This window comes from Mycobacterium sp. Panama NTM2 (genome assembly GCF_054355555.1).
The window spans coordinates 3,857,709-3,881,970 of the sequence record NZ_CM135953.1 but is presented as its reverse complement, the minus strand read 5'-3'; the positions used below and the strand labels follow the sequence as shown (position 1 = coordinate 3,881,970).

Sequence of the window (24,262 nt, the reverse complement as noted above, 5' to 3'; positions counted from 1 at the left end):
CGGTGCTCGGGACGATCGGTCAGGCTTTCGCTGTCCTGTTCGGCGTCCCTTCTGGGTGAGGGGAGCGGGCGATCGCCGCGGCGGTGACGCCGAGAAGGGCGCGACGCAACGGGGCCACGTCGCCGGTGGCACGGGCGAGCAGCACGCCGCCCTGATAGGCCGCGAGCATCGCAGAGGCCAGAGTGTCGGCGTCGGAGCTCTCGGTCAGACCACCGTTGTCAGCGACGCGCCGAAGTCCCCTGGCCAACAGCTGTTCCCATCGTTGGAATCCGGAAAGCAGCGCATGGCGTGCTGCTGTGTCGGACTCGCCGAGTTGGTGCACGAGTGACCCGATGGGGCAACGAATCGATGGTGCGGACGCGGCGTGGAAAGCCACGACTTCATCGCACCAGGCCTGCACGTCGGCAGGTGTCGACATCGACTCCAGAGACGGAGCGAGACCGGCGACGACCCTTTCGACCTGGTAGGCGACCACTTCGGCGACCAGGTCGGACTTGTCGACGAAGAAGTGGTAGAGCTGACTGCGCCCGACACCTGCGGCGGCGCCGATCTCGTCGAGCGTCGTGGTCCGAACACCCTGAGCGCCAAAGAGATCGCACGCTGCATCGAGGATGCGCGTCACGGTCGCTCGACCGCGATCCGTCGTCGGTGCCACCCTCACGACAGCCTCCTCCTCTCGCTCTCGACGTCTCTGTACTTGACAGTACATTCTTTGTATCGGACAGTACAGTTCGGGGCGGTTCGGTGACGGAGTGAGAGACGACATGTCTGCAGATGTTGGCGCGCCGGCAGCGCCGGATACACGGGGCTTCGCGAGAAGCCGCAGCACGGCGGTGACCGTCCGTGTCGGGATGTGGCTCGGGGTCGCCGTCGTGTTGTGCATGGCGACAGGACTGATCAGTCACCTCATACAACATCCACAGCCGTGGTTCTGGTGGCCCACGCGGCCCGTCTGGCTGTATCGCGTCACGCAGGGGCTGCACGTGATCAGCGGGATCGCCGCGATTCCGCTGTTGATGGTCAAGCTGTGGTCGGTGTGGCCCAAGCTCTTCGCCCGCCCTGTGATCGGAGGCGTGGCGCGCCAGCTCGAGCGACTGTCCATCCTCGTGCTCGTCGGCTCGATGATCTTCCAGCTGAGCACGGGCTTCTCAACATCGCTCAGTGGTATGTGTTCGAATTCTATTTTCCGCCAGTTCATTTCGCGATGGCCTGGGTCGCCCTGGGGGCGGTTGCGGTGCACGTCGGTGTCAAGCTCCCGGTGATCCGTCGCGCACTCGGTGAGCCGATCGATGCAGGCGATGTCGCCGGTGGCGGCGCGGTAGGGGCGACCCGCCGCACCGTCCTGATCGGCGCTGCTGCGGCCACCGTGCTGGCGACCGTCGCGACCGCCGGTCAGACGGTGCCGTGGCTGAGACGGCTGTCGGTGCTCGCTCCTCGCTCCGGCGACGGCCCGCAGGGTGTGCCCATCAATCGGACGGCGTTCGCCGCCGGTGTCGTGCGTGCCGCCCAGTCGCCGGATTACCGGCTGACGGTCGTCGGCCCCACCGCCACTCGCAGTTTCACGCTGGCCGACCTGCAGGCCATGCCCCAGTCGACACGCGAATTGCCTATCGCCTGCGTCGAGGGATGGAGCGTCAATGCGTCGTGGACGGGTGTCGTACTCGCCGATCTCATTGCAGCGGTGGGTGGTTCGCCGGAATCCGCCGCGCGAATGATCTCACTGGAACCGCCAGGACCGTACTCGCGCACGATCCTGCCTGCGCCGCACGCCCGTGATTCGGCGACGCTGATCGCTCTGCGGCTCAACGGTGAGCAGCTCCACCTCGACCACGGTTACCCCTGCCGGCTCATCGCTCCGACAAGGCCCGGTGTCCTGCAGACGAAGTGGCTGACCCGAATCGAGGTGGTCGGCGAATGACGGGGCAGACCGCGTCGTCGAGTGCCGCGACTAACGCCCTACGGGGCGCTCTTGTGATCGCCGGAATCGTCAGCGCGTCCTGCGGTGCCTGGCTGCTCCTGGATCTGAACATCCAGACGCTCATCCGCATCGGCATATGGATTGCAGTCGGCGTGGTGGTCCATGACTTCGTGTTCGCCCCGGTCACCGCAGCGCTCGGCTACACCGGGCGCCGGGTGCTGGGGCGAGGCTGGTGGCCACCGATCGCCGTCGCTGCGATGTGCTCGGCCACCCTGGTCCTTCTTGCGATACCGGTCTTCGACACCCCGGGCGCCAAACCGGACAACCCGACCGTTCTCGACCGCGATTACCCACTCGGCTTGAGCGTGTCACTGGCACTCGTGTGGGCCTGTGTGCCGGTCTACTACGCGATCTCCACCGTGGTGCGGCGTCGACGTTCGTGACGCCGACTGCCGGCAGGCAACGGTCTGAACGGGAATTCCCTGGCCGCGAAAAGTGCCCCCGGCAGGATTCGAACCTGCGGCCTTCTGCTCCGGAGGCAGACGCTCTATCCCCTGAGCTACGGGGGCGCGTGGTGATGCTGCGCCGATCGGGCGTGGTTAGCGTAGCGCATCCGTGCGGGGAAACGGATTCGGGGCATGAGGGGCCCAGACCATAGGATGGTCCCTCGTGACCCCCGCCGATCTGGCCGAACTGCTCCGCAGCACCGCTGCCGCGGTGCTCGATGCGCACGGCCTGGACTCCTCTGCACTGCCGGCCACCGTCACCGTGGAACGCCCCCGCAACCCCGAGCACGGCGACTACGCCACCAACCTGGCCCTGCAGCTCGGCAAGAAAGTCGGCGCCAACCCCCGCGAGCTGGCCGGATGGCTGGCCGCCGCACTCACCGAGCAGAGCGGCATCGCCGCCGCCGACGTCGCCGGACCCGGCTTCGTCAACCTCCGCATCGAGGCGGCCGCACAGAACGTGCTGGTTGGCGACGTCATCGCCGCCGCCGCGGGCTACGGGACGTCGGCCCAGCTCGCCGGCACGAAGGTCAACCTCGAGTTCGTCTCGGCCAACCCGACCGGACCCATCCACATCGGCGGCACCCGGTGGGCGGCCGTCGGTGACGCGCTGGGCCGGCTGCTGACCACCCAGGGCGCCGAGGTGGTACGCGAGTACTACTTCAACGACCATGGCGCGCAGATCGACCGGTTCACGAACTCGCTGATCGCGGCCGCAAAGGGTGAGCCGACGCCCGAGGACGGCTACGCAGGCACCTACATCGGCGACATCGCAGCACAGGTGCTCGCCAAGGAACCCGATGCGCTGAACCTGCCCGACGAGCAGATGCGGGAGACCTTCCGCGCCATCGGCGTCAACCTGATGTTCGACCACATCAAGGCCTCGCTGCACGACTTCGGCACCGATTTCGACATCTACACCCACGAAGACTCGATGCACACCTCCGGCCGCGTCGACCAGGCGATCGCCAAGCTGCGCGACACCGGCGCCATCTACGAGAAGGACGGCGCCACCTGGTTGCGCACCACCGACTACGGGGACGACAAGGATCGCGTCGTCATCAAAAGCGACGGCAACCCGGCCTACATCGCCGGTGACCTCGCCTACTTCCTGGACAAGCGCCAGCGCGGGTTCGACCTGTGCATCTACATGCTCGGCGCCGACCACCACGGCTACATCGCGCGCCTGAAAGCCGCCGCTGCAGCTCTGGGCGACGATCCCGACACCGTCGAGGTGCTGATCGGTCAGATGGTGAACCTGGTGCGCGACGGTCAGCCGGTGCGGATGAGCAAGCGTGCCGGCACCGTGATCACGCTTGACGACCTCGTCGAGGCGATCGGCGTGGACGCCGCGCGCTACGCGCTGATCCGCAGCTCGGTCGACACCCCGATCGACATCGATCTGCAGCTGTGGTCCTCGGCATCGGCCGAAAACCCGGTCTACTACGTGCAATACGCGCATGCGCGGCTGTGCGCGCTGGCCCGCAACGCCGCCGATCTCGGCATCGCGCCCGACACCGCTCATCTGGATCTGCTGACCCACGACAAAGAGGGCACCCTGATCCGCAACATCGGCGAGTTCCCGCGGGTGCTCGCCACCGCCGCAGCGCTGCGCGAACCGCACCGTGTCTCGCGCTATCTCGAGGATCTGGCGGGCGATTACCACCGCTTCTACGATTCCTGCCGGGTGCTGCCCCAGGGTGACGAGGAGCCCGGCGATCTGCACGCTGCGCGGCTGGCGCTGTGTGCTGCCACCCGTCAGGTGATCGCCAACGGTCTGGGCATCCTCGGCGTCAGCGCGCCGGAGCGGATGTGATCGCCCACCCGGCCGGGCCCCGTCACGCTGAAGAGATTCACCACGCGGGCGCGCCGGCCCGGCCTCAGACCGCGGCCGATGTCGCGGCGTTGGCGCCGAATGTCTGGCCTCGCAACGCGGTTCGCGACGACGCCGGTGTCCTGACTATCGGCGGGGTTTCGGTGACCGACATCGCCGCCGAGTACGGCACCCCGGTGTTCGTCGTCGACGAGGACGACTTCCGTTCTCGCTGTCGCGAAATCGCGGCAGCTTTCGGGGGCGGCGACCATGTGCGCTACGCGGCCAAGGCATTCCTGTGCACCGAGGTCGCGCGCTGGGTCGACGAGGAAGGTCTGTCCCTCGACGTCGCCAGCGGGGGAGAGCTCGCTGTCGCCCTGCATGCCGGCTTCCCCGCCAATCGCATTGCGCTGCACGGCAACAACAAATCCATCGCCGAGCTGACCGCCGCGGTGCAGGCGGGGATCGAGCACGTCGTGGTCGATTCGATGATCGAGATCGAGCGGCTGGACGACATCGCCGGTGCCGCTGGTCTCGTCCAGGACGTGCTGATCCGCATCACCGTCGGCGTGGAGGCGCACACCCACGAATTCATCTCCACCGCGCACGAGGATCAGAAGTTCGGCCTGTCGCTGGCCAGCGGCGCCGCGATGGCCGCCGTGCGCCGGGTGTTCGAGGCCGATCACCTACGCCTGGTCGGCCTGCACAGCCACATCGGTTCGCAGATCTTCGACGTCGCGGGCTTCGAGCTCGCCGCGCACCGGGTCATCGGCTTGCTGCGCGACGTCATCGCCGAGTTCGGGGTCGACAAGACCGCACAGATGTCGATCGTCGACCTCGGGGGTGGGTTGGGCATCTCGTATCTGCCCTCGGACGATCCACCGCCGATGGAGGATCTCGCCGCCAAGATCGGGGCCATCGTCGAGAACGAATCTGCCGCCGTCGGGCTGCCGGCACCCCGACTCGTCGTCGAACCGGGCCGGGCGATCGCCGGGCCCGGCACCATCACGGTCTACGAGGTCGGCACCGTCAAGGACGTCGCGATCGCGGCGGACCGGCAGCGCCGCTACGTCAGCGTCGACGGCGGGATGAGCGACAACATCCGCACCTCGCTCTACGGCGCCGAATACGACGTCCGCCTGCTCTCCCGCATCACCGAGGAGGCCCCGGTGCTCTCCCGGGTGGTCGGGAAACACTGCGAAAGCGGTGACATCGTGGTGCGCGACGCCTGGCTGCCCGGTGACGTGGCCCCGGGTGACCTGCTCGGGGTGGCGGCCACCGGCGCATACTGCTATTCGATGTCGAGCCGATACAACCTGATCGGCCGGCCGGCCGTGGTGGCCGTGCGCGACGGGCAGACCCGCCTGATCCTGCGCCGGGAAACGGTTGACGACTTGTTGAGTCTGGAAGTGAGGTAACGCGGTGAGCGACGCGATCGGGGTGGCCGTTTTGGGCCACGGCAACGTTGGTAGCGAGGTGGTGCGCATCATCGAGCGCAGCGCGGCCGACCTGACCGCGCGCATCGGCGCGCCGTTGGAGGTCCGCGGCATCGGCGTGCGCCGCGTCGCCGACGATCGTGGGGTGCCCGTCGACCTGCTCACCGACGACATCGACGGCCTGGTCTCGCGCGACGACATCGACATCGTCGTCGAGCTCATGGGCCCGGTGGAACCGGCGCGCAAGGCCATCCTGGCGGCACTGGAGCAGGGCAAGTCCGTCGTCACCGCCAACAAGGCGCTGATGGCGGTCGCGGCAGGCGAACTGGCCCAGGCCGCCGAGAACGCGCACGTGGACCTGTATTTCGAGGCTGCCGTGGCCGGGGCGATCCCGGTGATCCGTCCGCTGACCCAGTCGCTGGCCGGCGACACGGTGCTCCGGGTGGCCGGCATCGTCAACGGCACCACGAACTACATCCTGTCCGCGATGGACAGCACGGGCGCCGATTACGGCAGCGCTCTGGCCGACGCCGGCGCGCTCGGCTACGCCGAAGCCGACCCCACCGCTGACGTCGAGGGATACGACGCAGCGGCCAAGGCGGCCATCCTCGCCTCGATCGCCTTCCACACCCGGGTCACCGCCGACGACGTGTACCGCGAGGGAATCACGAAGGTCAGCGCCGCCGACTTCGCCTCGGCGCGCGCGCTCGGCTGCACGATCAAGCTGCTGGCGATCTGCGAGCGGCTCACCGATGACGATGGGCAGCAGCGGGTTTCGGCTCGGGTCTATCCCGCGCTCGTGCCGTTGACCCATCCGCTCGCGTCGGTCAACGGGGCCTTCAACGCGGTGGTGGTGGAAGCCGAGGCCGCCGGCCGGCTGATGTTCTACGGGCAGGGCGCCGGCGGTGCTCCAACCGCGTCGGCCGTGCTGGGTGACGTCGTGATGGCCGCACGCAACCGCGTGCAGGGCGGGCGTGGGCCCCGAGAGTCCAAGTACGCCAAGCTGCCGGTGGCGCCGATCGGCGACATCGCGACCCGCTACTACGTCAACATGAACGTTACCGACCGCCCGGGCGTGCTGTCGGCCGTCGCCGCCGAGTTCTCCAAGCGCGAGGTCAGCATCGCCGAGGTGCGTCAGGAAGGCATGGTCGACGAGGGCGGAACGCGCTGCGGCGCCCGCATCGTCGTGGTCACCCACCGGGCAACCGATGCCGCATTATCGGAAACCGTTGCCGCACTGGCTGATCTGGAAGTCGTGTCCAGCATCAACAGCGTGTTGCGGATGGAAGGGACTGCAGAGTGAACACCACCCGTGCCGTACACCAGCCCTGGCCCGGACTGATCGAGGCCTACCGCGAACGGTTGCCCATCGACCACTCGTGGACGCCGATCACGTTGCGAGAGGGCGGCACTCCGCTGCTGCCGGCCCCGCGGCTGTCCGACTACACCGGCTGCACCGTGCATCTCAAGGTGGAGGGTCTCAACCCCACCGGATCGTTCAAGGATCGTGGCATGACGATGGCCGTCACCGAGGCGGTCGCGCGCGGTCAGCAGGCGGTCCTCTGCGCGTCCACGGGCAACACGTCGGCCTCGGCCGCCGCCTACGCCGCCCGCGCCGGCATCACCTGCGCAGTGCTCGTGCCGCAGGGCAAGATCGCGATGGGCAAGCTCGCGCAGGCAGTCATGCACGGCGCGAAGATCATTCAGATCGACGGTAACTTCGACGACTGCCTCGAGCTGGCGCGCAAACTCACCGCCGACTTCCCAACGGTGTCGCTGGTGAACTCGGTGAACCCGTTCCGCATCGAAGGCCAGAAGACCGCCGCGTTCGAGATCGTCGACGCGCTCGGTGACGCACCCGATGTGCACGCGCTCCCGGTCGGTAACGCCGGGAACATCACCGCGTACTGGAAGGGCTACACCGAATACCACCGTGACGGCCTGGCCGCGCGCCTGCCCCGCATGCTCGGCACGCAGGCAGCCGGTGCCGCGCCGCTGGTGTCCGGCGAACCCGTCAGCGACCCCGAGACCATCGCGACCGCGATCCGGATCGGCTCGCCTGCGTCGTGGACGCAGGCGGTCGAAGCCCAACAGCAGTCCGACGGCAAGTTCCTCGCAGCCACCGACGAGGAGATCCTCGCGGCCTACCACCTGGTGGCGCGCACCGAGGGTGTCTTCGTCGAGCCGGCGTCGGCGGCCAGCATCGCCGGCCTGCTGAAGTCCATCGAGGACGGCTGGGTGGCCAAGGGGTCCACGGTGGTGTGCACCGTGACCGGGAACGGCCTCAAGGATCCCGATACGGCGCTCAAGGGCATGCCCGCGGTGATCCCCGTCCCGGTCGATCCGGTCGCCGTCGTCGCCAAGCTCGGCCTGGTCTGAGACGACGTGTCCGCGACCCGTACCCTGCCCCCGGGTTTGACCGCGACCGCAGTGGTGGCGGCCTCGAGCGCCAACCTGGGCCCCGGTTTCGACAGCATGGGCATCGCGCTCGGCATCTACGACGAAATCGTGGTCGAGACAACAGAATCGGGCCTCGTGGTCGAGGTGCGGGGCGAAGGCGAGGGGCAGGTGCCTCTCGATGCGTCTCATCTGGTGGTGCGGGCCATCCAACGCGGGTTGCAGGAGACGAACGTCTCGGCGCCGGGGCTGATCGTCCGCTGCCGCAACACCATTCCCCACTCGCGCGGTCTCGGCTCGTCGGCGGCTGCCGTCGTCGGCGGGCTGGCTGCTGCCAACGGCCTTGCCGCACAGGCGGGTTCGAGTCCGATGTGTACCGAGGCCCTGGTGCAGGCCTCCTCGGAGTTCGAAGGGCATCCCGACAACGCCTCTGCTGCAGTGCTGGGTGGCGCAGTGGTGTCGTGGACCGAGGGCGCCGGGGGAGCGCCTCGCTACTCCGCTGCGCCGATCCGGCTGCATCCGGACATCGTGCTGTTCAGTGCGATCCCTGCCGTGCGCTCGTCCACCGCGGAGACCCGAATCCTGCTCCCGGACCAGGTCAGCCACACCGATGCCCGCTTCAACCTGAGTCGGGCGGCGCTGTTGGTCGTGGCGCTGACCGAGCGGCCCGACCTGCTGATGGCTGCGACCGAGGACGTGCTGCACCAGCCGCAACGGGCCCCTGCGCTACCGGCGTCCGCGGAATACCTCGACGTCCTGCGTCGTTGTGGCATACCAGCAGTGCTGTCGGGCGCCGGGCCCGCAGTGCTCGCCTTCGGTAACCACGCCGAGCACCATGCCGAACTGCCCGCCGAGGCGGTGCAACGCGGTCGGGAACTCGGGTTCACCGTCGTGAAGACCCCGGTCGGACACGGGGTGACCTGGTCGGCCGGTGTCGCCGCGCGGTCCTGATCGCCGGCACCGCCGCAGTCACACACGCACCAGATGAATCACGGCGATTCCGTGATGCCTCAGATCAAGATGCCCGCGAAATCTGATCCATGCCTCAGGTAAGAATGCCCGCGAAACGGCGTTGGGTCAGGAGGCCTTGATCCGGATGCCTTTGCGGGTGTCGGGTAGGGCGGTGGGGATGCTGGCGAGGTAGAGCTGTTCGGTTTTCTCCTTGGCCAGCTGGAGAAGTCGGTTCTGCAGGTCGGCGATCTGGCGTCCCATCGCGGCCGGGTTCAGGCTGTCGCGGTAGGTCAGGAGCTCCGATTCTTGGGCTGGTGAGAGGACGCCGGCCGCCAGTAGCCGGTCCAGTGGGGTCTTGGGCTGGTCGTAGAGACGGCGGCGCCGGCCGTCACCGCTGCTGGCGTAGCCGATGGGTTTGATGGTGGGGGTCAGGTAGTTGAGCCGGTCGTTGACCAGAGGCCAGAGCCGGTTGAGCACCGCACGTTCCTCGTCGGTGTCGTAGCGGTAGTAGAACCCGTACTTGCGGACGAGATGGTTGTTCTTGGACTCGATGGTGGCCTGGTCGTTCTTCTTGTACGGCCGGGAGCGGGTGAAGAAGATCTCCATCTGCCCGGCCCATTTGATGACGGCTTTGTTGAGGAACTCGGTGCCGTTGTCGAAGTCCAAACCAGTTACCTCATACGGTATTTCATGCACACCTGCTTTCAGGGCGGCCAGGATGTGGGTGTGGGCGTTGTTGCGCACGGTCCGCGTGAAAGTCCAGCCGGTGTGCACATCGGTGAGGTTGAGGGTGCGGGCGAACTCGCCCTTCAACGTCGGCCCGCAGTGCGCGACGGTGTCTCCTTCGAAAAAGCCTGGCGCAGCTTCGATTTCGTCGGTGGCCTTGCGAATCTTGACCGACGAGCGCAACAGCGGCGAGGGCTTGGTGGTGGACTTGCCCTTGATCTGGTCTTTGGCTTTCACCGGCGCCAGATAGCGGTCGATTGACGCCGCGCTCATCGCCAACAGCTCCTCGCGCACCGTCGGGCTGTAACGGTCACGGCCAAAGACCAACTCGCCGTGGCGCTCCAACCCGTCGAGCTGCAGGGCCATCGAAGCAGCCAGGTACTTGCCGCACTGCCCACCCGAGGCGGCCCAGACCTTCTGCAGCACCTTACGGGTGTCATAGCTGTACTTCGGCGAGCGCGGTTTGCGCGGCCGTTTTGCGACACTGCGGCCCGCACCCGGCGGGCGCCTGGCCGCTACCGTGAGCCGCCGGCGGGCGTTATCACGCGACCAGCCGGTCACCTCGACCACCTGATCCAGAATCCGGCCCCGGTCCTTCTTCGAAGCCCTCACATACGCCTTGGCGTACCTGGCGGTGACCTCGGCACGAGACGCCATCGACAACCCACTTCCCATGCTCCACGACGATCACCATTTCGCGGGCATTCTTACGTGAGGCACCGAGGGCGTTTCGCGGGCACTTTTCGTGAGTCAAGCCGGATTCTTGCTTCCGGCTCCGAAGCGGGTTATTCTCGCAGTCGTCCAGCAATCGCAGGCATTTCGCCCTGCGTCGACTGCAGACCTCAGGACGATCCAAACTTTTCAGGTGCTCAACTCGTGGACCGGCGGTTGTGTCGTATCCCGGCGGACCCGTGGATCACCGATGCTGTGGCAGCGGTGTGACCTCAGCGTTCAGCGGATTGGACTGAGCGCACAGACCCCTCGCGAGACGAAGATCAGCGAGGGAAGAAAGGAAATCCGTGACCGATACGGACCTCATCACGGCTGACTCCAGCGCTGACAACGGCGCGTCTCCTGCCGTGACCACCGACGCTCCCGCTGCATCCGCGGCGCCCGCGCGCCGCGGCGCGCTGACCAGCATGGTGCTGCCCGAGCTGCGCACGCTGGCCAAAGAGATCGGCGTCGAAGGCGCCTCCGGGATGCGCAAGAGCGAACTGATCGCCGCCATCCGTGAGCGCCGCGGCGACACCAACGGCAAGTCTGCCGAATCCGCACCCGCAGCCGAGGCCTCCGCGCCGGCCGATGCGGCGCCGCCGCAGCGCCGCGAGCGCCGATCCGCGTCCCGCGGGCAGGGTGAAGCCAAGACCACTGACCAGCCCGAGAGCCAGGACGCCCCGCGTGCAGAGGCCGCCCCGGCGCCCACCGAGGCCCCGGAGCGCAAGCCCGAGCAGGAGCGCGGGCAGGACAGCCAGGACACCACACGTGACGCGGCGGAGAAGTCCGACCGCGACGGCCGCACCCAGAACGAGGGTCGCACCCAGAACGAGGGCGGCACCCGTCAGAACGAGGGCCGCAACCAGAACGAGAGCGGCAACCGGCAGAACGACGGTGGTCGTCAGAACGACAACCGCAACCAGAACGACCGCAGCCAGAACGACCGCAACCAGAACGATGGTGGCAACCGGCAGCAGAACCAGCAGAACGACCGCAACCAGGGCAATCGCAACCAGGACAACCGCAACTCCGACAACGACAACGACGACGACGGTGACGGCCGGCAGGGCCGGCGCGGCCGCCGATTCCGTGATCGTCGCCGCCGCGAACGCGGTGGTGAGGGTGGCGGCGGCGGTGCGGACCGCGACACCGAACTGCGCGAAGACGACGTCGTGCAGCCGGTCGCCGGCATTCTCGACGTCCTCGACAACTACGCGTTCGTGCGGACCTCCGGATACCTGGCGGGGCCCAATGACGTCTACGTGTCGATGAACATGGTCCGCAAGAACGGGCTGCGCCGCGGTGACGCGGTGACCGGTGCCGTGCGGGTGCCCAAGGAGGGCGACGGCGGAGGGCAGAACTCCCGCCAGAAGTTCAATCCGCTGGTGCGCCTGGACTCCGTCAACGGCAAGCCCGTCGAGGAGGCCCGCAAGCGGCCCGAGTTCACCAAGCTCACGCCGCTCTACCCGAATCAGCGGCTGCGCCTGGAGACCAGCGGAGACAAGCTGACCACGCGCGTCATCGACCTGATCATGCCGATCGGCAAGGGCCAGCGCGCCCTGATCGTCTCGCCGCCCAAGGCCGGTAAGACCACGATCATGCAGGACATCGCCAACGCGATCACCCGCAACAATCCCGAATGCCACCTGATGGTCGTGCTGGTCGACGAACGGCCCGAAGAGGTCACCGACATGCAGCGCTCGGTCAAGGGAGAGGTCATCGCCTCGACCTTCGATCGTCCGCCGTCAGACCACACGCAGGCTGCCGAGCTCGCGATCGAGCGCGCGAAGCGCCTCGTGGAGCAGGGCAAGGACGTCGTCGTGCTGCTGGACTCCATCACCCGGCTGGGCCGCGCCTACAACAACGCCTCGCCCGCGTCCGGTCGCATCCTCTCCGGTGGTGTCGACTCGACCGCGCTGTACCCGCCGAAGCGGTTCCTCGGTGCGGCGCGCAACATCGAAGAGGGTGGCTCGCTGACCATCATCGCCACGGCGATGGTCGAGACCGGTTCCACCGGTGACACGGTGATCTTCGAGGAATTCAAGGGCACCGGTAACGCCGAGCTCAAGCTCGACCGCAAGATCGCCGAGCGCCGGGTGTTCCCCGCGGTGGACGTCAACCCGTCCGGTACCCGCAAGGACGAGCTGCTGCTCTCGCCCGACGAGTTCGCGATCGTGCACAAGCTGCGCCGCGTGCTCTCCGGGCTGGACCCGCACCAGGCCATCGACCTGCTGATGAGTCAGCTGCGCAAGACCAAGAACAACTACGAGTTCCTGGTCCAGGTCTCGAAGAACACCCCCGGCGGCAACGGCGACGACTGACTTGTCAGCGGTAGGGGTCGGTGATCTCGCGTAGCGAGATCAACGCCGCGCGCAGCGCCTCGAAGGACCGTGCCCCGAGGCGCTCGCGCCACCGCTGCTCGACCCGGGCGACCTCGTCGGCTGCCAGGCGGCACAGTGCGTCGCCCTTGTCGGTGAGCGTCACCAGGCGTGCCCGTGCGTCACGCGGGTCGGGCCTGCGGTCCACGTAGCCCGCACGTTCCAGTTGATCGACGAGCGCGCCGGCGGTCTGTTTGGTGATCCGGGCCTGATCGGCCAGGTCGGTCAGACGCGTGCCTTCCGGGCTCAGGCGCTGGAGCAATCGCGACTGCGCGAGCGTCACATCGGTGATTCCCGCCGTGGCCAGCGCGGCCATCACCCGCGTTTCGACGTCGCGGTGCGCGATGAACATCAGCGTTGCCGTACTCGGGTCGTCCGCCATGGTCGTTGACTTTAGTACGAGTATCTGACTATTTTCGTCAGGGTAACTGACTAAATGGGGAGGGTCTCGTGGAGGATGCAGTTGTGTGGCGACACATCGCCGCCCAGCGTCGTGAGCTCGCCGACCTCGTCGAGGCTCTGGACGCCGACCAGCCGGGGTGCTGGGAGACGCCGTCCCTGTGCGCCGGGTGGTCGGTCCGTCACGTGGCCGCTCATCTCACCCACGGCACCCTGCCCGTGCCGCGCATGCTGTTCGAGGCCGCACGCAGCGGCTTTCGCTTCAACGCTGTGGTCGATCGCATGGCTCGCACAGACCGGCGCAGCCCGGCGCAGATCGCCGCCGCGCTACGGGCCGACGCCGAATCGCGACGGCACCCGCCCGGAACCTCGGCGATGGAGCCGCTGATCGACCTGCTCGTCCACGGCCAGGACCTGTGCGTTCCTCTCGGCGTCGATCGAGCGATGCCTGACGACGCCGCCGTCGCGGCCGCGCAGCGCGTCTGGCAGATGGGTTTCCCGTTCCAGGCGCGTCGGCGTCTCGCCGGAGTGCGGCTCGTCGCCACCGATGTCGACTTCGAGGTGGGGGAGGGCCGCACACACCACGCGCCGATCCGCGAGCTCCTCATGCAGATGACGGGCAGGCCGCCGGCCGCCGCGTGACTCAGGGCGCCGGCTCGGCCCGCAGTCCCGCGACGATGTAGCGCCGGGCGTGGCGCAGAACCGACGCGTGGTCATCGAGGTCGCAGTGCTCGCCCGGCACCGTCGCCAGGCTGACGACGATCCGCGCGATCCACTCGGCGGCCTCTGCACAATCGGTGGCCGGGTGGATCTCTCCGGCGTCCACCGCGGCCTCCAGATACGGCTTCCAGAACGCGGCGATCTCCGGGATCAGGCCGCGTACGCCCAGTCCGGCGCAGGCGGTGAACGCTTCGGGCTCCTGCTGACGCAGTTTCAGCACCAACGCACCCGGGGCCTCCGACTCCCGCCGTGCGAGCGCCACACCGACGGCGATGCGCTCGTCGAGCCCGTCGACCGCATCGAGTCGGGACTTCGACTCGCTCCAGAACGCCTCGTTCAGCCGGACGATCGCGGCTCCGAGCAGCTCGGCCTTGTCCGGGAAGTGCCGATACAGCCAGCCCCGACTCACGCCGGCCACCTCGGCGACCTCTGACACCGTCGTCGCGCGAATGCCCTTGGCCGTCAAGCACTGCTCGGCGGCGTCGATGAGGCGATCTCGCACCGACCGGCCACGGGCGGTCTGCGGATCGGTCACAGAATCTGCCCCGGTGTCCACGCTCACCGCCCTATCTTCGCAAATGGTCGACGCGCCGTTGGTACGCTGCGCCGGCCGGTCGAGTAGACACCGACGGGAAAGTGTTCACCACCGCGAAGGACGTGCCGATGGCCGAGACCGTGCAGCAGCTGCTGCGGGAACGACGCGACGACGACGGACTCGCGGTGACCCGAGACGGGCAGCGCTGGACGTGGCGTCAGCACCTCGCAGATGCGGAGGCGCAGGCGGCTGCTCTCATCGGCCTGGCCGATCCGACGCGGCCCCTGCATGTGGGCGTGCTGCTCGGCAACACCCCCGAGATGCTGACCGCGCTGGCCGCCGCGGGATTGGGCGGCTACGTGCTGTGCGGGATCAACGACACCCGCCGCGGCGAGGCGCTGGGCCGCGACATCCGGCGCGCCGATGTGCAGATCCTGCTCACCGACGAGGCGCACGCCGGCCTCCTCGACGGTCTGGACCTGGCGGACGTCCGCGTGCTGACGGTCGGCAGTGCCGAATGGAAACAGGTCATCGCCGGTGCGCCACCACTGGTGCCGCACCGCGAGGTCGGCGCCACCGACACGTTCATGCTGATCTTCACGTCCGGGACCAGTGGCGACCCCAAGGCCGTGAAGATGATGCACGCCATGGTGGTGCTGGCCGGTGCCGCACTGAGCGGGCGGTTCGAGCTCAGCCCCGCCGACGTCTGCTACCTGTCGATGCCGCTGTTCCACAGCAACGGCATCCTCGCCGGCTGGTCGGTCGCGCTGAACTCCGGAGCGGCGATGGTGCCCGCGCCGTTCAGCGCGTCGCGGTTCCTCGACGACGTGCGCCGTCACGGCGTCACGTACATGAACTACGTCGGTAAGCCACTGGCGTACCTGCTGGCGCGGGCAGAGCAACCCGACGATGCCGACAACCCGTTGCGCATCGCCTTCGGGAACGAGGCGAGCGACCGGGACATCGCTGAATTCGCCCGCCGGTTCGGCTGCCAGGTCTGGGACGGCTTCGGTTCGACCGAGAACGCGGTCACCGTCACCCGGGAGGACGGCTGTCCGCCCGGGTCGATCGGCAAGGGGTTCCCGGGCGTCGCCATCTACGACCCGGAGACGCTGACCGAGTGCGCCGTCGCCGAGTTCGACGAGCACGGCGCATTGCGCAACGGCGACGCCGCCATCGGGGAGCTCGTCAACACCGAGGGGCCGGGAATGTTCGCCGGCTACTACAACGACCAGGACGCCACCGACGAGCGCATGCGCCACGGCATGTTCTGGTCCGGCGACCTCGCCTACCGCGACGCCGCCGGCTGGATCTACCTCGCCGGGCGCACCGCCGACTGGATGCGGGTGGACGGAGAGAACATGACCGCCGCGCCGATCGAGCGGATCCTCGGTCGCCTGCCCGCGATCAGCCAGGTCGCGGTCTATCCCGTTCCCGACGAGCTCGTCGGCGACCAGGTGATGGCCGCGCTCGTGTTGGCAGACGGCGCGACGCTGACACCCGAGGACTTCGGCGCCTTCCTCGCGGCACAGCCGGATCTGTCGCCGAAGGCCTGGCCGGGCCACGTCTGGGTGGCCCCTGAACTGCCCGCGACGGCGACCAACAAAGTGCTCAAGCGGGAACTCGTCGCGATGGGGGTTGAACCCGCGGGTCGAGTGCTCTGGCGTCGGGACGGTCGGGCGTACTCCGAGGTGACGGAATAGGGGGCGTACTGCGCACGTTTAGGCTCTTGGCGGTTGACCTGGCATAATTTGGGCCAGCCTTCCGGCCTCCGGCCGGGTGCCTACACCTCGGTTCCGGTTCACGCCGAAACTTCCCGACACGGGAGGGGCGACCCGGGGCCCACGATCGAAGAGGAAACCATGAAATCAGGCGTCCACCCGGACTATGTCGACACCACGGTGCTGTGTGGTTGCGGTGCCAGCTTCACCACCCGCAGCACGAAGAAGAGCGGCAACATCACTGTCGAGGTCTGCTCGCAGTGCCACCCGTTCTACACCGGCAAGCAGAAGATCCTGGACAGCGGCGGCCGCGTGGCCCGCTTCGAGAAGCGGTACGGCAAGCGCACGAAGTCGTCCGAGGCTTCCGGCGACAAATAGCTGACCGAACGGCGCCCGCTCTGTCGCACTCTGCGCAGGCCGGGCGCCGTTTCGTGACTGGGGTAGACCAACCGGTTCGGACGAAGGAGGCGAGATGAGCGACACGGCAACAGCGATCGACGCCATCGTGGCTGAGCACGCCGAGCTCGAGCAGCGTCTCGCCGAACCCGAGTTGCACGCCGATCCGGCCATGGCCCGCAAGGTGGGGCGCCGGTTCTCTCAGATCTCCCCGATCGTGGCCACGTACCGCAAGCTCGAGGCGGCGCAGGGTGACCTGGAGACCGCTCGGGAGCTCGCCGCCGATGACTCGTCGTTCGCCGGCGAAGTCGATGAGCTGGCGGAAACGGTGGAGCGGCTCGAGACCGCGCTGTCCGACCTGTTGGCTCCGCGCGATCCGCACGATGCCGACGACATCGTGCTCGAGGTCAAGTCCGGCGAGGGCGGCGAGGAGTCCGCGCTGTTCGCCGCCGATCTGGCCCGGATGTACATCCGGTATGCCGAGCGGCATGGCTGGACCGTCACGATGCTCGACGAGACCGCCTCCGACCTCGGCGGCTACAAGGACGCGACACTGTCCATCCGCAGCAAGGGCGATTCCGCCGACGGCGTGTGGTCACGGTTGAAGTTCGAGGGCGGCGTGCACCGCGTGCAGCGGGTGCCCGTCACCGAGTCTCAAGGTCGTGTGCACACCTCGGCGGCCGGTGTTCTGGTGTATCCGGAACCCGAAGAGGTGGAGCAGGTTCAGATCGACGAATCAGACCTGCGCGTCGACGTCTACCGTTCCTCGGGCAAGGGCGGCCAGGGCGTCAACACCACCGACTCCGCCGTGCGCATCACCCACCTGCCCACCGGCATTGTCGTCACGTGCCAGAACGAACGCTCGCAGCTGCAGAACAAGGCGCGGGCGATGCAGGTGCTCGCCGCGCGGCTGCAGTCGCTGGCCGAGGAGCAGGCGCAGGCCGACGCATCCGCCGACCGGGCCAGCCAGATCCGCACCGTCGACCGCAGTGAGCGCATCCGCACCTACAACTTCCCCGAGAACCGGATCGCCGATCACCGGATCAACTTCAAGGCCCACAACCTCGACCAGGTGCTCGACGGCGATCTCGACCCGCTCTTCGACGCGCTGGCCGCGGCCGACCGGCAGGCGAAGCTGCAGAGCGCGTCGTGAGTGTGGCCGATGGCCCCGTGACGATGCGCCTGTTGATCGACGATGCCGCGGAGCAGTTGGCAGCCGCCGGGGTCGCATCGCCGAGGGTCGACGCCGAGTTGCTGGCCGCGCACGTTGCCGGTACCGAGCGGGGACTGCTCGGATTCACCGTTCCGGACACCGACTTCGGGGAACGTTTCGCCGCGTTGGTCGCACGTCGCGCCCAGCGCGTGCCGTTGCAGCACCTGACGGGCACCGCCGCCTTCGGCCCCGTGTCGGTGCACGTCGGGCCCGGGGTCTTCGTGCCCCGTCCGGAGACCGAGGCGCTGCTGGAATGGGCGCTGGCTCAGCCGCTGCCCGCCGAGCCGCTGATCGTCGACCTGTGCACCGGTTCGGGCGCGCTGGCGCTGGCGTTGGCGAGCGGCTGCGCGCGCGCCCGGGTGATCGCGGTCGACGATTCGTCCGATGCTCTCCGCTACGCCCGCCGTAACGCCGCAGGCACCCCGGTGGAGGTGCTGGGCGCCGATGTCACCGCGCCCGGTCTGCTGGCCGAACTCGACGGCACCGTCGATCTGCTGGTGGCGAATCCGCCCTACATCCCGACCGGCGCGCAGCTGGAACCCGAAGTGGCGCACTATGATCCGTCACATGCGCTGTTCGGCGGACCGGACGGAATGGCTGTGATCGACCGCATTGTCGACGCCGCCGCCCGCCTCCTGCGGCCGGGCGGCTCGTGTGCCGTGGAACACGACGACACCACCTCGGCGCGCACCGTGGACGCGTTCACCCGCGCCGGACGGTTCACCGACGTGACGGCTCGACACGACCTCACCGGGCGGCCACGCTTCGTGACGGCCGTGCGCGCGGAGTGAGAGGCTGGTCTTTGTGAGCGAGATGTTCGACTGCGGCGATCCCGAGCAGCGGGAGGCCGGGATCGCGTCAGCCATCAGCGCGCTCAAGGGTGGCCGCCTGGTGGTGATGCCCACCGACACCGTCTACGGCATCGGGGCTGACGCGTTCGACAGTGCCGCCGTCGCGTCACTGCTCGCCGCCAAGGGGCGGGGCCGTGACATGCCGGTCCCGGTGCTGGTCGGCTCCTGGCACACCATCGACGGGCTCGTGTACTCGGTACCGCAGAGCGCGAAAGAACTGATCCGGGCGTTCTGGCCGGGCGCGTTGAGTCTGGTGGTCCGCCAGGCACCGTCGCTGCAGTGGGATCTCGGCGACGCCAACGGCACCGTCATGTTGCGCATGCCGCTGCACCCCGTGGCGATCGACCTGCTTCGCGACGTCGGACCCATGGCGGTGTCGAGCGCGAACATCTCGGGCCGGCCCGCGTCCGTCACGGCGCAGCAGGCCCGTGAGCAACTCGGCGATCTGGTCGAGGTCTACCTCGACGGCGGACCGGCCGAGCAGCAGGCCGCGTCGACCATCGTCGACCTCACCGGGGCGCATCCCCGCGTCCTGCGCCAAGGTCCGGTCTCGGCCGACGCGGTGGCCGGCGTGCTGGGCGTCGAGGCCGCCACGCTGACGGCGCTCCCGGACTGACGCGGCGGACTCACGATGTCGACCACGCTGCTGGCACTGACCGACCGCGGAGCAGGGGTGCCGCTGCGTGAACTGGCACTGGTGGGTCTGACCGCTGCGATCATCACCTACCTCGCGACCGGCTGGGTGCGCGTGCTGGCCACCCGATGGGGCGCGGTCGCCTATCCCCGCGAACGTGACGTGCACATGCAGCCCACGCCGCGGATGGGCGGACTCGCGATGTACGCGGGAGTGGTGTTCGCGGTCCTTCTCGCGTCCCAGCTGCCGGCGCTGACCCGCGGGTTCGTGTACTCCTCCGGCCTGCCGGCCGTGGTGGTGGCGGGCGGCCTGATCATGGTGGTCGGACTCATCGACGACCGCTGGGGACTCGACGCGCTGACCAAGTTCGCCGGTCAGATCACCGCGGCGAGCGTGATGGTCACCATGGGCGTGGCGTGGAGCGTGCTCTACATCCCGATCGGCGGGGTCGGCACCATCGTGCTCGACCAGGTCGCATCCATTCTGCTCACCCTCGCGCTGACCGTTGCGATCGTCAACGCGATGAATTTCGTCGACGGCCTCGACGGGCTGGCCGCCGGCCTCGGATTGATCACCGCGTCGGCGATCTGCATCTTCTCCGTCGGGCTGCTCCACGACCACGGCGGCGACGTGCTGTTCTATCCGCCCGCGGTGATCTCGGTCGTGCTGGCCGGGGCGTGCCTGGGCTTCCTGCCGCACAACTTCCACAAGGCCCGGATCTTCATGGGTGACTCCGGGTCGATGCTGATCGGGCTGATGCTCGCGGCCGCCTCCACCACTGCGGCGGGACCCATCTCGCAGACGGCCTACGGCGCCCGCGACGTGTTCGCCCTGCTGTCGCCGTTCCTGCTCGTGGTCGCGGTGATGTTCGTGCCTGCTCTGGACATGCTGTTGGCGATCATCCGGCGGACCCGCGCGGGACTGAGTCCCTTCAGCCCGGACAAGATGCACCTGCATCACCGTCTGCTCGAGATCGGTCATTCGCACCGCCGGGTGGTCCTGCTCATCTACGTCTGGGTGGGCATCGTCGCGCTGGGGGCGGCGAGCACGATCTTCTTCGATCCGCGGCACACCGCCGCGGTGATGGCAGGTGCCATCGTGGTGGCCGGGGTGGTGACACTGATTCCGTTGCTCAGGCGGCGCGACGCCGACGGCGAGGACGTGGTGGGAAGCGCTGCAGACCCGATATACGACAAAAAGTAGTAGGCCCCTTTTTGGGCTCTCACCATGTGTTAGGGTTCAGTTAGAACCCGAAAAAACCTCGCGGGTTGCCGGCCTCCGAACCATTGGTTCCCAGATCCCTGGGTACCGATCGGGGCGGACACACGACCGACAGATCGACCGATTCAGGAGCTACCTCTTGGGTGATTCCCGCGCGCCCGTCGCCCTCCGATACGCTACGGACGCTCACAGGAATAACGAGACGACGCTCACACGACACGACCGCGGGATTGAGGTGACGCAGTGACGACGCCAGCGCAGGACGCGCCGTTGGTGTTCCCGTCCGTGGCTTTCCGGCCGGTTCGTCTGCTCGTGATCTGCGCGGCCGTCTCCGGGCTCATCACCGTCGCCGCGGCCCTGGTCGGCTACCCGCTGTTCGGTGCATTCTTCGCGATCGGCATGGCGCTGGGCCTGACCAACGCGCTGATGGTGCGCCGCGCGGTCGAGTCGATCACCGCCGACGACCATCCGCTCAAGAAGAAGATGGCGCTGAACTCGGCGTCCCGGCTGCTGGCGATCACCGTCGTCGGGCTCACCATCGCGTTCGTCTTTCGGCCGATGGGCCTCGGCGTGCTGTTCGGTCTGGCACTGTTCCAGGTGGTCCTCGTCATGAGCACCTCCCTGCCCGTTCTCAAGAAGCTGCGCGCCGGTGACCCCGATGCCCAAGCCGGCGCAGCGGCCCCCGCTGCTGACACCTCGACACCCACCGACGGATAGCTTCAAGGACTGATACGTAGATGAACCAGAGCGTGCTCGCCCTCGAGGTCGGTCACCACATCGAGCAGAAGTGGTTCGGCCTGACGGTCAACGTGGACACCGTGCTGTCGACCGCCATCGCCGGCGTCATCGTGATCGCGCTGGCGTTCTTCCTGCGCGCCAAGGTCACCTCGACCGGCGTCCCCGGCGGAGTGCAGCTGTTCTTCGAGGCGATCACCATCCAGATGCGCAACCAGGTGGAGAGCGCGATCGGGATGCGCATCGCGCCCTTCGTACTGCCGCTGGCCGTGGCGCTGTTCTGCTTCATCCTGTTCGCCAACTGGCTGTCGGTGCTGCCCGTGCAGTACACCGATTCCGAGGGCGTCACCACCGAACTGATCAAGCCGCCGGCCTCGGACATCAACTTCGTGCTGGCGCTGGCCCTGTTCGTGTTCCTCTGTTACCACGCGGCGGGCGTGTGGCGCCGCGGCGTCATCGGCCACCCCATCAAGGTCGCCAAGGGCCACGTCGCCTTCCTCGCGCCGATCAACATCGTCGAAGAGATCGCCAAGCCGATCTCGCTGTCACTGCGACTCTTCGGCAACATCTTCGCCGGCGGCATCATGGTCGGCCTGATCGCGTTGTTCCCGGCCTGGATCTTGTGGCTGCCCAACGCCATCTGGAAATCGTTCGACCTGTTCATCGGCCTCATCCAGGCGTTCATCTTCGCTCTGCTGACGATCCTGTACTTCGGACAGTCGATGGAGCTCGACCACGACGACCACGACACCGGACACGACTCCAAGGAAGAGTCCGACCACGCCAAGCAGGGCGCGGCCGCGGCTCACTGAGACCAGCAGTACCCGTTAGACCCAACAGAACCTGGCGACAACCGACAGCCAGTTATCAAGGAGGATAAGTAATGGATCCCACTATCGCTGCAGGCGCGCTCATCGGCGGTGGTCTGATCATGGCCGGCGGCGCGATCGGCGCAGGCATCGGTGACGGCATCGCCGGTAACGCCCTGATCTCGGGCATCGCCCGGCAGCCGGAGGCACAGGGTCGGCTGTTCACCCCGTTCTTCATCACGGTCGGTCTGGTCGAGGCGGCCTACTTCATCAACCTGGCCTTCATGGCGCTGTTCGTGTTCGCCACCCCGGTCGGCGGCTAACTCGTCGTCATGGGTGATACCACCGCACGGGTCTTGGCAGCCGAAGAAGGAGGCGGGGGGACCAGCAACTTCCTGATCCCCAACGGCACCTTCTTCTTCGTCCTGCTCATCTTCCTGATCGTGCTCGGCGTGATCTGGAAATGGGTGGTGCCTCCGGTGAGCAAGGTGTTGGCCGAGCGCGAGGCGATGCTTGCCAAGACCGCTGCCGACAACCGGAAGGCCGCCGAGCTGACGGCGGCTGCCCAGGCGGATTACGAAGAGACCATGGCCAAGGCGCGCAGTGAGGCGGCGTCGATCCGCGACGAGGCCCGCGCAGAGGGTCGCCAGGTGGTCGACGAGGCCAGAGCCGAGGCCGGTAACGAGGTGTCGGAGAAGCTGCAGTCGGCCAACGCCGAGCTGGAGCGCAACGCGGCATCGACCAATGAGGAGCTGCAGTCGTCGGTCGACGGTCTGTCGGCCACTCTGGCCAGTCGCATCCTCGGCGTCGACGTCAACGGCACTGCGAGCGAGAGGCGCTGATGTCCACCTTCATCGGACAGCTGGTCGGATTCGTGATCATCGTGGCGATCGTCGTCAAATGGGTGGTACCGCCGGTGCGCAAGCTGATGAGCACCCAGCAGGAAGCGGTGCGCGCCGCGCTCATGGAGAGCAAGGCCGCCGCCGACAAGCTGGCGAATGCCGACGCCGAACACGCCAAGGCCGTCGAAGAAGCCAAGAGCCGCGGTGAGAAGCTGACAGAGGAGGCCCGCGCCGACTCCTCACGGATTGCCGAGCACCTGCGCGAACAAGCGGGCACCGAAGCCGAGCGCATCAAAGCGCAAGGCGATCAACAAGTCTCGCTGTTGCGGCAGCAGACCATCCGTGAGCTGCGCCAGCAGCTGGGGTTGGAATCGGTGACCAAGGCCGAGCAGATCATCCGCGACCAGCTCGCCGACAACGGCGCGCAGGCTGCATCGGTGGACCGCTTCCTCGACGAGCTCGACGACATGGCACCGTCGCCGGCGGTCCTCGAGGCCGGTGCCCCGCTCACACTGCGCGCCGCCAGCCGCGAGGCACTCGCCGAGGTCGTCAAGAAGTGCGAGTCGGTCGCCGACGGCGCCGACGCCGGCGCCCTGACGACGCTCGCCGATGAGCTGACCTCGGTCGCTACGCTCCTGACCAAGGAGCACGCGCTCAACACCCACCTCGCCGAGCCGACCGACGAACCGGCCGCCAAGGAGCGTCTGGTCGAGCGGCTGTTCGGCGACAAGCTCGCGCAATCGACGGTAGATCTGCTCAAGACCGCTGTGGCGCAGCGCTGGTCGACCGACGGCAACCTCGTGGATGCCCTCGAGCACGTCGCCCGACTCGCGCTGCTGGTCCGCTCGGAGCGCGACGAGCAGAGCGAAGAGGTCGAGGAACAGTTGTTCCGTGTGGGCCGTGTGCTCGACGCGGAGTCGCGGCTCAACCGGCTGCTGTCCGATCCGACGGTGCCGGCCGACAAGCGGATCGAGCTGCTGAACAAGGTCGTCGAAGCCGGCGGGGGAGTCAACGACACCACCGCGGCGCTGCTCGCTCAGACCGTGCGGTTGCTCCGCGGCGATCTCGCCGACGCAGCAATCGCCGACCTGGCCGAGTTGGCGGTGTCCCGCCGCGGCGAGGCGGTCGCGCAGGTGACGGCCGCGACCGAGATCAGCGACGCGCAGCGCACCCGTCTCACCGAGGTGCTGAGCCGCATCTACGGCACCGAGGTGTCGGTGCAGCTCGAGGTCGACCCCGACATCCTCGGAGGTCTGCTCATCACCGTCGGCGAAGAGGTCATCGACGGTTCCATCTCCTCCCGGTTGGCAGCGGCCCGCACGGGCCTGCCGGACTGACCGGCCCAGC

Annotated in this window: 23 protein-coding genes, 1 tRNA gene and 1 pseudogene; 20 read left to right on the top strand and 5 right to left on the bottom strand. The window is 67.9% G+C overall.

What is annotated here, in order from left to right:
- Positions 1–19: 19 nt before the first annotated feature.
- Positions 20–661 (bottom strand): TetR/AcrR family transcriptional regulator, encoded by a 642-nt coding sequence (locus ACXYX3_RS18420; protein WP_458608523.1) that lies wholly within the window; start codon positions 659–661, stop codon positions 20–22.
- Between the two features lie 103 nt (positions 662–764).
- Between ACXYX3_RS18420 and ACXYX3_RS18415 the strand changes: the two are divergent.
- Positions 765–1,918: pseudogene (locus ACXYX3_RS18415) on the top strand (molybdopterin-dependent oxidoreductase).
- Positions 1,915–2,361 (top strand): hypothetical protein, encoded by a 447-nt coding sequence (locus ACXYX3_RS18410; protein WP_458608522.1) that lies wholly within the window; start codon positions 1,915–1,917, stop codon positions 2,359–2,361. Before ACXYX3_RS18415 ends, ACXYX3_RS18410 begins: the two are co-directional and overlap by 4 nt.
- Before the next feature lie 53 nt (positions 2,362–2,414).
- Here ACXYX3_RS18410 and ACXYX3_RS18405 read toward each other — a convergent pair.
- A tRNA-Arg gene (locus ACXYX3_RS18405) sits at positions 2,415–2,487 on the bottom strand.
- A 100-nt stretch (positions 2,488–2,587) separates the two neighbouring features.
- On the opposite strand from ACXYX3_RS18405, the gene argS reads away from it, so the two are divergent.
- The 5 genes from argS to thrB are packed head-to-tail and all read left to right on the top strand — an operon-like array spanning position 2,588 to position 9,021.
- Positions 2,588–4,240, top strand: coding sequence for an arginine--tRNA ligase (argS, locus tag ACXYX3_RS18400; protein ID WP_458608521.1), 1,653 nt, complete (start codon positions 2,588–2,590; stop codon positions 4,238–4,240).
- 35 nt (positions 4,241–4,275) lie between these two features.
- Positions 4,276–5,655: a diaminopimelate decarboxylase gene (gene lysA, locus ACXYX3_RS18395; RefSeq protein WP_458612136.1), complete on the top strand. Its 1,380-nt coding sequence runs from the start codon at positions 4,276–4,278 to the stop codon at positions 5,653–5,655.
- 4 nt (positions 5,656–5,659) lie between these two features.
- Positions 5,660–6,976: a homoserine dehydrogenase gene (locus tag ACXYX3_RS18390; protein ID WP_241207355.1), complete on the top strand. Its 1,317-nt coding sequence runs from the start codon at positions 5,660–5,662 to the stop codon at positions 6,974–6,976.
- Positions 6,973–8,052, top strand: coding sequence for a threonine synthase (gene thrC, locus ACXYX3_RS18385; RefSeq protein ID WP_458608520.1), 1,080 nt, complete (start codon positions 6,973–6,975; stop codon positions 8,050–8,052). The genes ACXYX3_RS18390 and thrC overlap by 4 nt, the downstream gene beginning before the upstream one ends.
- A 6-nt stretch (positions 8,053–8,058) precedes the next feature.
- Entirely contained in the window at positions 8,059–9,021 is a 963-nt protein-coding gene (gene thrB / locus ACXYX3_RS18380) for a homoserine kinase (RefSeq protein ID WP_241207357.1), read from the top strand.
- 126 nt (positions 9,022–9,147) lie between these two features.
- Here thrB and ACXYX3_RS18375 read toward each other — a convergent pair whose 3' ends face one another.
- A complete protein-coding gene (locus ACXYX3_RS18375) occupies positions 9,148–10,404 on the bottom strand; it encodes an integrase catalytic domain-containing protein (RefSeq protein ID WP_176215952.1) in 1,257 nt (418 codons plus the stop codon).
- A gap of 362 nt (positions 10,405–10,766) precedes the next feature.
- On the opposite strand from ACXYX3_RS18375, the gene rho reads away from it, so the two are divergent.
- Positions 10,767–12,782, top strand: a complete 2,016-nt coding sequence (rho, locus tag ACXYX3_RS18370; RefSeq protein WP_458608519.1) for a transcription termination factor Rho — start codon at positions 10,767–10,769, stop codon at positions 12,780–12,782.
- A 4-nt stretch (positions 12,783–12,786) separates the two neighbouring features.
- On the opposite strand, the gene ACXYX3_RS18365 is transcribed toward rho, so the two are convergent.
- Positions 12,787–13,221, bottom strand: a complete 435-nt coding sequence (locus tag ACXYX3_RS18365; RefSeq protein WP_241207359.1) for a MarR family winged helix-turn-helix transcriptional regulator — start codon at positions 13,219–13,221, stop codon at positions 12,787–12,789.
- Between the two features lie 68 nt (positions 13,222–13,289).
- On the opposite strand from ACXYX3_RS18365, the gene ACXYX3_RS18360 reads away from it, so the two are divergent.
- Positions 13,290–13,880: a maleylpyruvate isomerase family mycothiol-dependent enzyme gene (locus ACXYX3_RS18360; protein WP_458608518.1), complete on the top strand. Its 591-nt coding sequence runs from the start codon at positions 13,290–13,292 to the stop codon at positions 13,878–13,880.
- 1 nt (position 13,881) lies between these two features.
- On the opposite strand, the gene ACXYX3_RS18355 is transcribed toward ACXYX3_RS18360, so the two are convergent.
- Complete coding sequence (locus ACXYX3_RS18355; protein ID WP_241207361.1) at positions 13,882–14,493, bottom strand: TetR/AcrR family transcriptional regulator; 612 nt, start codon at positions 14,491–14,493, stop codon at positions 13,882–13,884.
- Positions 14,494–14,621: 128 nt separating this feature from the next.
- On the opposite strand from ACXYX3_RS18355, the gene fadD1 reads away from it, so the two are divergent.
- The 11 genes from fadD1 to ACXYX3_RS18300 all read left to right on the top strand — a co-directional run bounded on the left by fadD1 (position 14,622) and on the right by ACXYX3_RS18300 (position 24,252).
- Positions 14,622–16,196 (top strand): fatty-acid--CoA ligase FadD1, encoded by a 1,575-nt coding sequence (fadD1, locus tag ACXYX3_RS18350; protein ID WP_458608517.1) that lies wholly within the window; start codon positions 14,622–14,624, stop codon positions 16,194–16,196.
- Between the two features lie 159 nt (positions 16,197–16,355).
- The gene (gene rpmE / locus ACXYX3_RS18345; RefSeq protein ID WP_458608516.1) at positions 16,356–16,592 is read left to right on the top strand and encodes a 50S ribosomal protein L31; all 237 of its coding nucleotides are present in this window, start codon (positions 16,356–16,358) and stop codon (positions 16,590–16,592) included.
- A 94-nt stretch (positions 16,593–16,686) separates the two neighbouring features.
- Positions 16,687–17,763, top strand: coding sequence for a peptide chain release factor 1 (prfA, locus tag ACXYX3_RS18340; protein WP_458608515.1), 1,077 nt, complete (start codon positions 16,687–16,689; stop codon positions 17,761–17,763).
- Between the two features lie 23 nt (positions 17,764–17,786).
- Positions 17,787–18,614 (top strand): peptide chain release factor N(5)-glutamine methyltransferase, encoded by an 828-nt coding sequence (gene prmC / locus ACXYX3_RS18335; RefSeq protein ID WP_458612135.1) that lies wholly within the window; start codon positions 17,787–17,789, stop codon positions 18,612–18,614.
- 13 nt (positions 18,615–18,627) lie between these two features.
- On the top strand, positions 18,628–19,290 hold the full coding sequence (locus ACXYX3_RS18330; protein WP_458608514.1) for an L-threonylcarbamoyladenylate synthase: 663 nt from the start codon (positions 18,628–18,630) through the stop codon (positions 19,288–19,290).
- Positions 19,291–19,305: 15 nt separating this feature from the next.
- On the top strand, positions 19,306–20,511 hold the full coding sequence (locus tag ACXYX3_RS18325; RefSeq protein ID WP_458608513.1) for a glycosyltransferase family 4 protein: 1,206 nt from the start codon (positions 19,306–19,308) through the stop codon (positions 20,509–20,511).
- Positions 20,512–20,772: 261 nt separating this feature from the next.
- Positions 20,773–21,246, top strand: coding sequence for an ATP synthase subunit I (locus ACXYX3_RS18320; RefSeq protein WP_458608511.1), 474 nt, complete (start codon positions 20,773–20,775; stop codon positions 21,244–21,246).
- Positions 21,247–21,266: 20 nt separating this feature from the next.
- Positions 21,267–22,076: a F0F1 ATP synthase subunit A gene (atpB, locus tag ACXYX3_RS18315; RefSeq protein ID WP_241207368.1), complete on the top strand. Its 810-nt coding sequence runs from the start codon at positions 21,267–21,269 to the stop codon at positions 22,074–22,076.
- A gap of 71 nt (positions 22,077–22,147) precedes the next feature.
- Positions 22,148–22,396, top strand: a complete 249-nt coding sequence (locus ACXYX3_RS18310; protein WP_046361386.1) for a F0F1 ATP synthase subunit C — start codon at positions 22,148–22,150, stop codon at positions 22,394–22,396.
- Between the two features lie 9 nt (positions 22,397–22,405).
- The gene (locus ACXYX3_RS18305) at positions 22,406–22,915 is read left to right on the top strand and encodes a F0F1 ATP synthase subunit B (RefSeq protein WP_458608510.1); all 510 of its coding nucleotides are present in this window, start codon (positions 22,406–22,408) and stop codon (positions 22,913–22,915) included.
- Positions 22,915–24,252, top strand: coding sequence for a F0F1 ATP synthase subunit B/delta (locus ACXYX3_RS18300; protein ID WP_458608509.1), 1,338 nt, complete (start codon positions 22,915–22,917; stop codon positions 24,250–24,252). The genes ACXYX3_RS18305 and ACXYX3_RS18300 overlap by 1 nt, the downstream gene beginning before the upstream one ends.
- Positions 24,253–24,262: the final 10 nt, after the last annotated feature.

Excerpts from the sequence above, each read along its gene's own strand:
- ACXYX3_RS18410 (WP_458608522.1), top strand. The coding sequence starts at position 1,915 with ATGACGGGGCAGACCGCGTCGTCGAGTGCCGCGACTAACGCCCTACGG.
- ACXYX3_RS18375 (WP_176215952.1), bottom strand. The coding sequence starts at position 10,404 with ATGGCGTCTCGTGCCGAGGTCACCGCCAGGTACGCCAAGGCGTATGTG.
- ACXYX3_RS18365 (WP_241207359.1), bottom strand. The coding sequence starts at position 13,221 with ATGGCGGACGACCCGAGTACGGCAACGCTGATGTTCATCGCGCACCGC.
- fadD1 (WP_458608517.1), top strand. The coding sequence starts at position 14,622 with ATGGCCGAGACCGTGCAGCAGCTGCTGCGGGAACGACGCGACGACGAC.
- rpmE (WP_458608516.1), top strand. The coding sequence starts at position 16,356 with ATGAAATCAGGCGTCCACCCGGACTATGTCGACACCACGGTGCTGTGT.
- prfA (WP_458608515.1), top strand. The coding sequence starts at position 16,687 with ATGAGCGACACGGCAACAGCGATCGACGCCATCGTGGCTGAGCACGCC.
- prmC (WP_458612135.1), top strand. The coding sequence starts at position 17,787 with ATGCGCCTGTTGATCGACGATGCCGCGGAGCAGTTGGCAGCCGCCGGG.
- ACXYX3_RS18325 (WP_458608513.1), top strand. The coding sequence starts at position 19,306 with ATGTCGACCACGCTGCTGGCACTGACCGACCGCGGAGCAGGGGTGCCG.
- atpB (WP_241207368.1), top strand. The coding sequence starts at position 21,267 with ATGAACCAGAGCGTGCTCGCCCTCGAGGTCGGTCACCACATCGAGCAG.
- ACXYX3_RS18310 (WP_046361386.1), top strand. The coding sequence starts at position 22,148 with ATGGATCCCACTATCGCTGCAGGCGCGCTCATCGGCGGTGGTCTGATC.
- ACXYX3_RS18305 (WP_458608510.1), top strand. The coding sequence starts at position 22,406 with ATGGGTGATACCACCGCACGGGTCTTGGCAGCCGAAGAAGGAGGCGGG.
- ACXYX3_RS18300 (WP_458608509.1), top strand. The coding sequence starts at position 22,915 with ATGTCCACCTTCATCGGACAGCTGGTCGGATTCGTGATCATCGTGGCG.